Genomic DNA, 12,783 nt, shown 5'->3' with positions numbered 1-12,783 from the left:
AATCAAAAGTGAAGGTTATCGTTAAACGAGTTTATGTGACCTGCCGCATAGGTAGCTGAAATTAGGTCGGGAAGTGAACAATCACATCGTATGACATATTACTGCCGAAAAGGTAGAAGCCAATTAAACAGCCCCAGTGTTTGCTGGGGCTCATTGAGTTAGCAACACATATTTCACTTTCTAGGTTGAAGGAGATAATTATTTTTTATGTTGTCATTAGTTGGCCTAAGCTAAAAGAGCACGTCAGTTCTACAATAGTTTCAATATATCAATTTAACCTGAAATTCAGCGCCGCTGAACCTGCCTTTTTAATTGATATCGAGGATATTAGTGTTTTCTTCTAGTTTAGTTCTGCGTACCCCCTTGCTCTTTTGCCATTTGAACTAACTAAAATTTTTTCTTGAATGAAAGTGAATGAAGTTTCACGTGTAAAGAAACTTTACACCCTCTGATTACAAGTGACTTTTAAAATTTAAAAAATAAATTAAACTGTATAAATATACAGTTTAATTTGTAGTAGTAATGAACGTTATTCCTATTAAAGCCGAAGCCGGTATCACTGGCTTTGAATCACCCGCAGCAGAGTATCAAGAGCTCGGGTTGTCTCTAGATGAGCTACTTGTTGAACATCCAACCGCAACTTTTATTGGTATTGCATCGGGAGACTCAATGGTTGGGGTTGGAATTTTTAGTGGTGATTTATTAATTGTTGATAGAGCTTTGGAGGTGCGTCACGGTGATATTATTGTTGCCAATTACAATGGTGGCTTTACGTGTAAAATCCTCGATAAAGAGCGTGGGCTACTCGTTTCCGCGTCTCAGTATCACCCCCCCGTTGTTATTAAAGAATTAGATACATTTCAGTTAGAAGGCATTGTTAGCCGCTCAGTACGTTTACACCGCAAAAGCAAAGAGGTGTTTTCATGTTTGCGTTAGTGGATGCTGTTGCTTTCTATGCAAGTGCAGAGAAGGTGTTTGACCCTTCGATTAGGAATAAGCCAGTTGTTGTGTTGACCAACAACGACGGCTGTATTTGCGCAGTTTGCCCGATTGCTAGAAAGTTAAAAATCCCTAAGTTTGAACCTTACTTCAAGTTAAAGAATTTCCTTAAAAAGCATAATGTGGTCGTGCGCTCTTCTAATTATGAACTCTATGCAGATTTGAGTGCGCGCATGATGACTGAGATAAATCGATATAGTGATAATCAATATATCTATTCTATTGATGAGTCTTTTTTACATTTTGAAGGTTTTAATCGCATTGTTAAGGATTGGCATGCATATGGCCATGAAATAAGGCGAAGTGTGTGGCGTAAAACTAAGATACCTGTTGGTGTTGGTTTTGGTCCAACTGCTACATTGTCAAAAGCAGCAAATCATGCCGCAAAAAAACTGCCTGGCTTTGATGGGGTTGCAGTGATTGATAATGAAGCATCACGCAAACATATTCTTGGCATGATGGATGTTGGAGATGTCTGGGGAGTAGGTAGACGTATCAGTAAAAAGCTGAAGATAATGGGCATTCACACCGCACTCGATTTAGCTAATCAACCCGCGAAGATAATGCGTAAACAATTTAGTGTTGTATTGGAAAGAACCATAAATGAGTTAAATGGCACCGCCTGTTTATCTTGGGATGAGGTAAAGCAAAAGAAAAAAGAAGTGTACTCTACACGTTCATTTGGAGAGCGTATTACTGACATACATTCACTCAAATCAGCGTTAACAGCACATTGCTCTATTGTGTCCCGCAAGCTCAGAAAACAAGGTTCTTTAGCAAAGCGGTTAGTGATTTTTGCGCATAGCTCACCACATGAAAATAATTACTATAAACGTGCATTTATCCATGAGTTTCCGGTCGCATCAAGTGATGCTACTGTTTTCGCTAACGCTGTAAAAAACGTCATAGTGTCGATATATAAACCTGGTGTCCGTTTTTATAAATGTGGCATTGGTGCCATAGAACTTGAAGACGGAATGCATCATCAAGCAGACTTGTTTAATCAATCTCAAGATAAGCCAGAGCTTATGAAGTGTTTAGATGAAATAAATAACCGATTTGGTAGTCATACGCTCAAAATCGCCAGTGAAAAACAAACTTCTTCTTGGAAAATGCGACGGGATTTATTGTCGCCACGATACACAACACGTTGGTCTGACATACCAGTAATACAATGCTGATACAGCTTAGATATCGAAGGTGCTGCGTCTATTAAATTGTCTCCCATAGACTCAACTTATTGTTTTTGTATAATGAATTTTAAAATTAGTCCTACACAGAAAAAGCGATTTAGACATGAAAAAAATGCTGACGACATTGCTGCTTTTAGTATGTAGTAACGCTTATGCTGATTACCCAACAAGCTTTCGAAATGCTAAAACAAAAGCTGAAAAAGAGGTTTATTTTGACCGCTCGACAACATTCTACTGTCAATGTGACTTTGTATTCGATGATATAAAGGATGTTGACAGTGATGGCAACATCACTGAAACCAAAATAGACCCGAAAGCGTGTGGGTATGAGCCACGAAACCCCATCACCAAAAAAGGAAAAGAAAATAAACGTGTGTCACGTATAGAGTGGGAGCACATCATGCCTGCAAATATCATTGGTGGTCATCTAGACCAGTGGAAAAACTATAAAAACTACCAAATATGTAAAAACAAGAATTATAAGACAAGAGAGTGTGCTTATCATCTAGTGCCTGAATTTAAGCGTGCTCATGATGATATGAACAATCTTGTACCTGCTGTGGGAGAATTAAACGGAGACCGTTCCAACTTTCGTTTTGCGAATATCGAGGGTGAGAAACGAGCATATGGACAGTGCGATTTTGAGGTTGATTTTGAAGCTGATACAGCAGAACCTGCAGATAATGTGAAAGGTAATATTGGGCGCGTTTACCTACATATGATGAAAGAGCATAAGGTTTTGCTACCAGAAGAAACTGTGAAAATGATGATGGAATGGTCTGATTTAGATCCAGTCGATGCATGGGAGTGTGAGCGCAACGAGCGTATAAAGAAGTCTCAGGGCCTCGGAAATAGCTTTGTAGAAGTTGCCTGCGAGAAACGCTGATAACAAGATAATATTTGAATTCCATGCAATTTTGTCGATACTTTTATCAACAGGACGTTGGAGAACATCATGGAATTCAAAATCGCCGAGTTAATAGCAGCGACAATATCTGGTATGACGCTTTGGACTTTAATCAAACCTCGCCAATCAAATACCCAAGTTAAGCAATTAAAAGCTAACCAAGAATACGCAAAGCTTTACAATTACCTTAAAAGTACGCCCGAAAACATGGAGTCAATTAAAACAACTTGTGAGAAGTTAAATTGGACCCAAAATCAATTAATAAGGGTAGTTAAGCGAACGCCATTTCGGGTCTGTATAAAAGGAAAGTGTATTAGAGTTGAGGTATATGAGTCCTAACAAAATCTGTCAGATATGATGTCTAGTCACAGGGGGCATTAACGGGACAGTAAATGCTGCATTAAGGTGACAGCAACTCTGCTGGAAACCTTACCATACCCGATTAAACGCAAAAAACCAACGATGACATTGAAATACTATGCGTTGGGAGTAACTTTAAGATGTTAGCCGACTGACTTTCAAAAAAAGCGGTGGCCAATTTTAGGATATCTCGCTTTTCAGTGATGCGTTTTAACTTTTCCTTATACGCTTTATTTATTCAAGCTCATTACTTTTATGCCGTAACTGTTTGGCTTTAGCAACCCAATAATCAATTCATTTTCAAAATTAAAGATGTTTAGTTTTTTGGGAGAAGATCCGTTAGGGAATATAAACGCAATGAACGAATTAAAAGAGCCCAAAGCCTTGGGAATAAATTTGTAAAAAAACGTTTTCTGAGCTTTAGTTACAGATTAACTTGAATTTTGCTTAATCTGTTCAATACTTTTATTCGAAAGGATGTTGGAGATTAAAATGGAATTCAAAATGTTACATGTGGTTTATGCCACACTTTCAGCCCTAACTATATGGTTAGCAAATGAAAAAATAGTAGAAGTGTATCAAGTTATAAAGCACAAACTCACTCTTGGATACACAATACTTAGTAATTTTCTAAAGAGAAAACCCGATCACTCATATTCAATTATTACAATTGGTGGAGAGCTGAAGTGGTCTAGAAGCAAGTTGGAAAGGCTCCTTAAAAGCCTACCTATACGGTTAAACATTAAATATAACCAAGTGTATCTTTAATTGTAGCAGCTTTACACTGCTGATGAATAGCTCAGGGCGTGCGCGGTCATTAGAAATATATTTTTTCAGAACTGACTTTATTTCCAATTTGCAATCAGGTGCCACTATATTTGAGAAAACACCCCAACGGGTCGATTTTAAACTGTTATACAAATCGCAATGAAGGAAACCTCACTGAAAAAGGAGATATCAAAAATGAAAAAACTCGTAATATTGGTATTGCTTTTTAGCTACTCTCTATCCGCATATGCGGGACTCGGAGATTGGTTCAAAAACGAAGTAATCCCAACTATAAAAGGGGAGCGGCCGCTTAAAATTGATCCAAAAAGAGTTTCTATAACTGAAAATGGTAAAAAGATTCTAGATTTGGATCTGAAGAAAGATACTCTATATATACAGGCTGGAGATGTTTCATTTAAAACTGGTGAGCTAAAAAAAGACTTAGCGAGGGCGGGCGCGATCTTTTCAGGGAATACAGCAGTCTTGTCTCAAGTAGCAGCCGAGCAGTTACAAAAAGAGCTTGAGAAAGCCCAAAAGGAAGGTTTAGTAAAACTAAGTAAAACGCCGCCAGCAAAAAAAGTGGAAATTCCAAAAGAAATTGAAAACGTCAAACCAATAGAAGTAAAAATTGGAAAAGAAATTCTAATATACAACCAAACACCAGTAATTCTTAAATACGCGCTTAACGATGAAGTTTTTGAGCTGCCATCAGGCGAAGGGTTTAAGCATGTTAGTAAAAGCGATGAGTTCTATTTGCAGTTTGATGATAATTTGCAAGGTGAGTTTAACATAGCAAGGTACTTCCTCACAGGTAAAGAGTATGGTCTGCTTGTTGAAAGTGGAAGTCAATTTATTTCAATTAAGAAGTATAAATAGGGGGGATGTAAATATGAATCGTAGAAAGTTTTTAAAAAATAGCGCGGCTCTAGGTTTGTCGTGTACCAGTTTCTCACTGCTTTTTGATATTTTCAATGGTGGAGTAGAGCTTGTTCTTCCTTCAATTGAAGGTGATTTGAAAGTTATCCTTCCGAGAAAAGATTTTAGTATTATCCCGTCAGCTTACGCGCAGAACTATTATTATAACGCCAGTTACCAAAAAATGGCTTATTACAGTGAGTTGTTAGCCTATCAAAAAGCTATGGCAGAATGGAGACGGCAACTAATTCGTTATCAGATGCAACGATATCAATGGATTCAGCAACAACAAATTATTGCGTTGCAAAATTTAATGGCTAGTTACTCAACCTATCAGATAGGACAACCCAAACCATGGAATTCAATTAAGAGTATATATGGGTTCGCAGTTTACAACAATCAACCCACACTTTTTGGAGTGAATAGTCAATCAAAGCCTGTAGCAGTCAAGAAAACAGTTCAGGGAGCTGGGGCTGTATTCGCTAAGGTAGGAGAGTACTTTGGTGAAAGTACTCAAGAAAAAGCCACTGGGCCGCAGTCAAGTGAGTCACCCGCAAAAATTGTGCTTCCAAACGGAAGTACTCTTGATGGGAATGGATACAAGACAGAGTATGGTGAATTAGGTGTGAGTAACGATATCGTCCAAACTCAAAATGGTAAAGTCGGTCAATTGGCTAAATATAAGTTAAATAAAGATGGTGAACAGTACCTAATCGTATAGGTTCGCCATAGAAAAAATGTATAACAAAAAGCTCGGCGCGCGCTGAGCTTGTGAGATTTGATCAAAGCCTAAAAATCAATTCTGACAGATTAAGTCTGAGCTAGTACACCTTAGATAACATTTTTCGGAAGTCTGTTAAGTCAGCTTCTGTTTTAGTTGATTTAGCAGCTTGCTTAGCAAACGCTTCAAATTCTTTCTTGTTCATAACTACCTATCTTAAATCCTCAAAGGATTGGTTGATAGGAACTTGCACAGATTTAGTCACAGACTCGTCTGGGCTAGTACAATTTATTCACTCAAGTACTTTCTTTCGATTCCATTTTGACCACAGGCTGTAAAAAAGATGTTTAAACCAGTTATGAACTTTTTAGTATTTACTGACCTTATGCCATTATAAGCTTCAATATTATGTCAACTTACACTTCAGTTGTGCCGTTGTAGCTCAATGAAATTAAATATGCCTATGCCAACTTATACTTCAAACAACATCTTTTACTTCCCAGTGTTTTTCTTTTAAGTTTTTACTTTCTCATTGATTGTTAGTTATATTTTCTTATTTTTCCCCTTTACTTAACCGTCATTGTTAAATCGTTACACCTTGTATTTACTTAACACATAGCAACGCAATACACTTGTTTTGATTGTTGTGCGTCGAATACGTCTTTTTTCTCTTTCTTATTTTTTGTTTTTGCTTGTTTCCTTCTGTTCCATCTAACTATTAGTTTTTATTCGGTTAATTGATGACACTTTAAAAGTGTCCGCAGCGGACACTTTTTCTGTCCGCGGACAATCTGATTTTTGCATATTAAAAGTTAACTTACTGAAATTGTTGTAAATTAAAATTTGGCATGCAACTGGTATTAAGTTAATCAGTTTATCGTTTAGGAATAGAACAATGGTAGTAATGTCCGCTTTCTTTATTGTGCCAGCGTTTATGTTATTGGCTTCATTGTTTATCAGCGTATTTGAACAACACACACGATTTTAGGGAAAAATATGATTAAAGATACCAGTGGCCAAGATCAAGTAATCAAACAAAAGCCAAAACGATTAAAACCGGCTTTAGCGATTACGTTAATGCTATCTGTTGTTACATGGACGGGGTTTGCCATGTTTAACAGCGATAACGCCAGTATGTCGATAAATAAAGCGCAGCTGCAGTTAGCAAAAGTAGAGCGTGGTAACCTTGTTCGTGATGTTGCTGCAACCGGTAAAATTGTAGCGGCGAATGCACCAAAAGCGTATAGCCCTGAACAAGGCTTTGTCTCATTGAATGTAAAAGCAGGCGACACAGTTGAAAAAGGCCAAGTGATTGCTGAGGTTGAAAGCCCGGAACTTAACAATAGCTTAAAACAACAAGAGTCAGAATTGGCTAGGCTCAAAGGCGAACTTGCACGAAGTGAACTGGCGGCCAGACGTCACGCCTTAGCACTTACTAAAACACTTGATTTAGCCCAAGTAGAGCTGAATGCAGCAGAGCGCGAAAATCGCCGTGCTCAACTTTCAATTGAAAAGCGTTTGATCAGCCAAATCGATTTAGAAAAAGCGGTTGATGATTTAGCAAAAGCCAAGCTTACTTATAAGCATGCACAACAAGAAGTTGAGTTGGCAAAAGATACCTTGTCATTCGAACTTCAATCATCAAAAAGCCAAGTAGCAAGGCAGCAGCTGGTGGTTGATGAGTTGCAGCGTAAAGTGGGAAATTTAGCAATAAAAGCAAGTGTATCGGGCATTGTTGGTAATTTATTGGTACAGCCAAAGGCGATGGTGGTAAAAAATCAAGCCTTGTTAACGCTGGTCGATTTATCGGCCTTTGAAGCTGAGCTGCAAGTGCCAGAAAGCTACGCGAATGACTTAGGCATAGGCATGACGGTTGAATTAAAAATTGGTTCAGAGCAAATCACAGGGCAACTCTCGGCAATTTCGCCAGAAGTGAATAACCGTGAAGTGACCACTCGAGTGCGTTTTGAAACCAGCGATATCAGTAATATTCGTCAAAATCAGCGATTGTCAGGGCGCATTTTACTTGAAAACCGAAGTGATATTTTAATGGTAAGACGCGGTGGGTTTTTAAATGCAGGGGGCTATGTTGCATATAAGATTAACGGCGACCTTGCACAAAAAATCGAAATTACCACGGGCGTTACCAGTATTAATCATGTAGAGGTGTTAGCTGGGTTAGACGTTGGCGACGAAATAATTATCTCAAACTACGACACATTCAAAAACGCGGATGCGCTATTGCTACGCTAATCAACAGGAAAGAAGGCAAAAAAATGTTAAAAATGAATAATATAAGCAAGGTGTATCAAACAGAAATGGTACAAACTCATGCACTTCGTGATTTTAATTTAAGTGTTGAAGAAGGGGAATTTATTGCCGTTACAGGGCCATCGGGTTCAGGCAAAACGACTTTTTTAAATATCGCCGGCATGCTAGAGCCATTTACCAGCGGCGAGTATTTGTTAGATGGTATTGATGTCGGTAAGTTAAATGACAATCAACGTGCAGATCTGCGCAATCAAAAAATTGGGTTTATTTTCCAAGGATTTAATTTAATTCCAGACCTTAATTTATATGAAAACATCGAAGTGCCGTTGCGCTACCGTGGTATTAAAGCAGCAGAGCGAAAACGCCGTATTGAACAATGTTTAGAGCAAGTGGGGCTTGCAAGTCGCGCCAAGCATTTACCGCAGCAACTTTCTGGTGGACAACAACAGCGGGTCGCAATCGCGCGTGCCCTTGCCGGTGAGCCTCGTTTTTTACTTGCTGATGAACCAACAGGTAACTTAGACAGTTTAATGGCACGCCAAGTAATGGAATTACTTGAGCAAATTAATCGTGATGGCGCAACCATTATTATGGTTACTCATGATGCAGAGCTTGCACGTCGTGCACCACGCAATATTCAAGTTGTTGACGGTCAGCTTGCCGATTTTACCTTGTATCAAGGTAACCCTAATGTGGCTGTAGGAGCATAACCATGTTGAGTCATTATATTGATTTAAGCTGGCGGAGCTTTAAGCGAACGCCGCTTGTCAGCTTTTTAATGGTGCTGGCAATTGCTATTGGCATAGGTGTCACTATGACGAGTCTATCTGTGTATCACATGATGTCGATGGACCCAATTCCAAATAAAAGTAAAAAGTTGTTTGCTGTTCAATTGCAAACTATGGATGAGGTTGAAACATGGTTCTCATCAGATGATTTGCCTTATCAGTTGACCTATAAAGATACAACTAATCTGCTCAATGCAGATTTACCGTACAAACGCGCAGCCATGATGAAAACGGGGTTTTCGGTACACTTAAACTCAGATAAGGTTAAACCGTTTTTTGAAACTACCCGCGTTTTTTCGCGTGATGCATTTGAAATGTTTAATTTATCGTTTATTCATGGCGGTGTATGGAGTATTGAGCAAGAAGAAAGTGCTGCACCTGTGGTGGTGATATCTCAAAGCTTGAGTAAAAAGCTATTTGGCAGCGACAACAGTGTCGGCCAAACACTTTATCTTGATGATCTCAGTATGCGCGTTGTCGGTGTGATTAAAGATTGGCAGTTACACGTTAAATATTATGATTTAAATAATGGTTCATTTAACGACCCCGAACAAATCTTTATTCCGTTTTCGTTAATCAAAGCGAATGAAATTAATACCTGGGGTAATACCAATGGTTGGAAGTACGAAGTTGTAAAAACGTTCTCAGATAAATTAAATTCAGAAAAGGTATGGTTACAGTTTTGGGTGCAGCTTAATAACGCTGCTGAAAAGCAAGCGTACAGTGAATATTTGGCAAACTATATTGCACAGCAGCAAACTCAAGGGCGCTTTAACCGTAAAGATGCCCAGTACAAACTAAGAGATGTAAATGAGTGGATTGCTTACTGGGAAGTTGTGAACGAAGACAACAAAATAATGGTCGCACTGAGCTTTATGTTTTTGGCGGTGTGTATTGCCAATATTTTAGGGCTACTGCTCGCTAAGTTTTTACGTCGTGCACCTGAAGTTGGTGTTAGGCGCGCGCTAGGAGCAAGCAAACGTCAGGTGTTTTATCAGCATATTGTTGAGGTGGCGATGCTTGGTTTATTTGGCGGCGTAGTAGGGATTTTAATTGCACAACTTGGCCTTTTGGGAATTCGCCAAAGTTATAGTTATTACGACAGCCTTGCCAATATGGACCTTATTATGTTGCTAACCGCGCCGGTTATCGCGATTGCTGCGTGCATAATAGCGGCATTATATCCCGCGTGGCTGGTGTGCAAAACTAATCCATCTACGTATTTGAAAACCCAATAAGGACTGTATTATGTTAGAAATTAAGCCTATTTTTAATGCGCTATTACGCTCCAAAGTGGGAGCCGTGTTATTGCTTATTCAAATTGCAATTACCACTGCAATCGTCAGTAATGCCGCGTTTATTATTAACGACCGTATCGAATATTTAAATCAACCCACCGGCTACCAAGAAGACAATATGTTTAAATTTAATGTGATGATGTTTGGTACCGATGTGGATTTAATCCAGCAGGTTGAACTTGATGAAGCGACGTTGCGTCAAATGCCAGGTGTTGTAAATGCCGTACATATTAACGCCGTACCTTTAACTGGTGGCGGTTCTTCAACGACATTTCGTTTAAAGCCTGCGCCTGATAAAGCGAAAACAGATACCGCCAGTTATTTCGAGACCGATGAGCATGGGTTAGATACATTGGGTGTAGAGCTTATCGCAGGGCGCAATTTTACCCAAGACGAAGTCGTTATAAATCGAGATTTTAGCAAACACCCGAATGTAGCATTAGCGACAAAAGCATTGATGGATGAGCTTTTCCCCGATGGCGACGGGCTAGGTAAAATCATTTATATGGGCGACCAACCGCTAAAAGTGGTTGGCATTATCGGCATGATGAAAGGCCCATGGTTAAAGCTAGAAGAACGCAAAGATAAATCAGTAATTTTGCCATTGCTATACCCTCATAAGTTACAGCAATTTTTGGTACGCACTGAACCGGGTCAACGTGCTGAAGTCATGAAGCAAATTGAAAGCGTTATGCATCAAAGCTACGGCAAACGCGTTATTCAAGACTTAAAAGGGTTAGATAAGAAAAAAGCGAATTATGTAGCGGAAGATTTATTAATGATGCGTATGTTGGTGATTCTAATCAGTGTACTGGTATTAGTGACCGCGCTAGGTATCTTTGGTTTAACCTTGTTTAATATTAATAAGCGTACAAAGCAAATTGGTACACGACGTGCGTTGGGCGCGCGAAAATCCGCAATTGTTAAGTTTTTTGTTGTCGAAAATAGCATTATTTGCTTGGCTGGCTTAGTGTTAGGTGTGTGTGGCGCAGTCGTATTGGGCCAACAATTAATGACCCAATACTCGGTACCAGCACTATCATATGAGTATGTCGCAATTACCGCGTTAGGCGTATTTGTAATGAGCTTGTTTGCCGTAATCGGCCCAGCTAAGCGCGCGGCCAATATTGCCCCAAGTATTGCGACACGAACGATTTAACCATTTGCAATGTCTTCGTGCTACACTCAGAACCGCCGGTGTAGCACGAATAAATAAAAGAAAAACAAATGGATAAAATTCTAATCATTGATGATAACCCAGCCGTTCTTGATGCATTATCACTGCTTTTGGAAATTCATGGCTATGATGTTGTAACGGCCAAAACGCCGTTTGAGGCAGAGCAAACGGTACGTTATCAACGTATCGCGCTGGCGATTCAAGACATGAACTTTGCCGCTGATACCACTTCTGGAGAAGAGGGTATTAGCCTTTTCTATACGCTACGCCAATTAAATGCAAACCTACCGATCATTCTCATTACAGCCTGGACTGAACTTGAAACCGCAATCGAGTTAGTTAAAGCAGGCGCGGCTGATTACATTGCCAAACCATGGGATGACAACAAATTACTTACCACCATTGCAAATTTAGTCGCGTTAGGCAAAGCGCAGCAAGATAATGCAGTATTAGTGCGGCAGCACGATGAACGTCACTTACCACATCAACAAGCGAATTTAGCAGGGCTGATCTATGCAAGCACGGCAATGGAACGGGTGGTAGATATGGCACTGCAATTAGCTAAGTCAGATGTGTCTGTGTTGATCACAGGCCCTAATGGCAGTGGTAAAGAGCGCATCGCTGAAATTATTCAACTTAACTCAAATTTAGCCCATCAGCCATTTATTAAAGTGAATGCAGGCGCATTACCCGGAGAGTTAATTGAAGCCGAACTATTTGGCGCGGAAGCGGGTGCCTACACTGGCGCTAATAAACAGCGTATTGGACGTTTTGAGGCAGCCGATGGTGGTACTTTATTTTTGGATGAAATTGGTAATTTACCACCTTCAGGTCAAATGAAGCTATTACGCGTGCTGCAAACCGGCGAGTTTGAACGTTTGGGTTCAGTACAAACAAAGCAGGTTAAAGTAAGGGTTATTTCGGCAACCAATGCTGATTTACAACACGATATTAAAGCAGGGCGTTTTAGAGAAGATCTCTATTATCGCCTCAATGTAATTGAGTTACGCCTGCCGCCGTTGGCTGAGCGAAAAGACGATATTATGCCGCTCGTTAAACACTTTTTACCAAACCGAGAGTGTGGATTAGCAACTGAACAAGCGCTGGTAAATTACCCTTGGCCGGGCAATGTACGCGAGCTTGAAAATGCCTGTAAACGCGCTGCAGTACTAAAGCCAAGTGGTCAATTAGCATTAGCGGATTTTGGCTTGGCGACAGCAACGAACGAGGTAAAAACCGCGCTTAGTCACGAGCCAAATAAAATAGAAATCGAAGCGGCGATGCGCGAATATCACGGTGTTATTGCAAAGGTGGCTCGTCATTTTGGCTTATCTCGCCAAGCGCTTTATCGTCGTTTGCAAAAATTTGATATTGAGTATTGATAAC

11 protein-coding genes are annotated in these 12,783 nt (G+C 39.7%); all 11 read left to right on the top strand.

Going from position 1 to position 12,783, the window contains the following annotated elements; all coding sequences use genetic code 11:
* Positions 1-522: 522 nt before the first annotated feature.
* Positions 523-936, top strand: a complete 414-nt coding sequence (locus PSPO_RS09250) for a LexA family protein (protein WP_010559726.1) — start codon at positions 523-525, stop codon at positions 934-936.
* Complete coding sequence (locus PSPO_RS09245; protein WP_010559727.1) at positions 924-2,180, top strand: Y-family DNA polymerase; 1,257 nt, start codon at positions 924-926, stop codon at positions 2,178-2,180. Before PSPO_RS09250 ends, PSPO_RS09245 begins: the two co-directional genes overlap by 13 nt.
* 115 nt (positions 2,181-2,295) lie before the next feature.
* Positions 2,296-3,078: an endonuclease gene (locus PSPO_RS09240; protein WP_010559728.1), complete on the top strand. Its 783-nt coding sequence runs from the start codon at positions 2,296-2,298 to the stop codon at positions 3,076-3,078.
* A 69-nt stretch (positions 3,079-3,147) separates the two neighbouring features.
* Entirely contained in the window at positions 3,148-3,438 is a 291-nt protein-coding gene (locus PSPO_RS09235) for a hypothetical protein (RefSeq protein WP_010559729.1), read from the top strand.
* 984 nt (positions 3,439-4,422) lie between these two features.
* Positions 4,423-5,103 carry a hypothetical protein gene (locus tag PSPO_RS09225; RefSeq protein WP_010559731.1) on the top strand — a complete coding sequence of 227 codons (681 nt, stop codon included), beginning with the start codon at positions 4,423-4,425 and terminating at the stop codon, positions 5,101-5,103.
* A 13-nt stretch (positions 5,104-5,116) separates the two neighbouring features.
* Positions 5,117-5,863 (top strand): hypothetical protein, encoded by a 747-nt coding sequence (locus tag PSPO_RS09220; RefSeq protein WP_010559732.1) that lies wholly within the window; start codon positions 5,117-5,119, stop codon positions 5,861-5,863.
* A gap of 996 nt (positions 5,864-6,859) precedes the next feature.
* Entirely contained in the window at positions 6,860-8,116 is a 1,257-nt protein-coding gene (locus PSPO_RS09215) for an efflux RND transporter periplasmic adaptor subunit (RefSeq protein ID WP_010559734.1), read from the top strand.
* Positions 8,117-8,139: 23 nt separating this feature from the next.
* On the top strand, positions 8,140-8,844 hold the full coding sequence (locus PSPO_RS09210; RefSeq protein WP_010559735.1) for an ABC transporter ATP-binding protein: 705 nt from the start codon (positions 8,140-8,142) through the stop codon (positions 8,842-8,844).
* A 2-nt stretch (positions 8,845-8,846) separates the two neighbouring features.
* Complete coding sequence (locus PSPO_RS09205; protein WP_010559736.1) at positions 8,847-10,160, top strand: ABC transporter permease; 1,314 nt, start codon at positions 8,847-8,849, stop codon at positions 10,158-10,160.
* Positions 10,161-10,170: 10 nt separating this feature from the next.
* Complete coding sequence (locus PSPO_RS09200; protein WP_010559737.1) at positions 10,171-11,379, top strand: ABC transporter permease; 1,209 nt, start codon at positions 10,171-10,173, stop codon at positions 11,377-11,379.
* Positions 11,380-11,447: 68 nt separating this feature from the next.
* On the top strand, positions 11,448-12,779 hold the full coding sequence (locus PSPO_RS09195) for a sigma-54-dependent transcriptional regulator (RefSeq protein WP_010559738.1): 1,332 nt from the start codon (positions 11,448-11,450) through the stop codon (positions 12,777-12,779).
* The last annotated feature ends 4 nt before the right edge of the window (positions 12,780-12,783 follow it).

This window comes from Pseudoalteromonas spongiae UST010723-006, from assembly GCF_000238255.3.
In the GTDB taxonomy this organism is placed as follows: Bacteria; Pseudomonadota; Gammaproteobacteria; order Enterobacterales; family Alteromonadaceae; genus Pseudoalteromonas; species Pseudoalteromonas spongiae.
The sequence above is the reverse complement of the archived record's forward strand: the minus strand, read 5'-3'. Positions and strand labels throughout refer to the sequence as shown.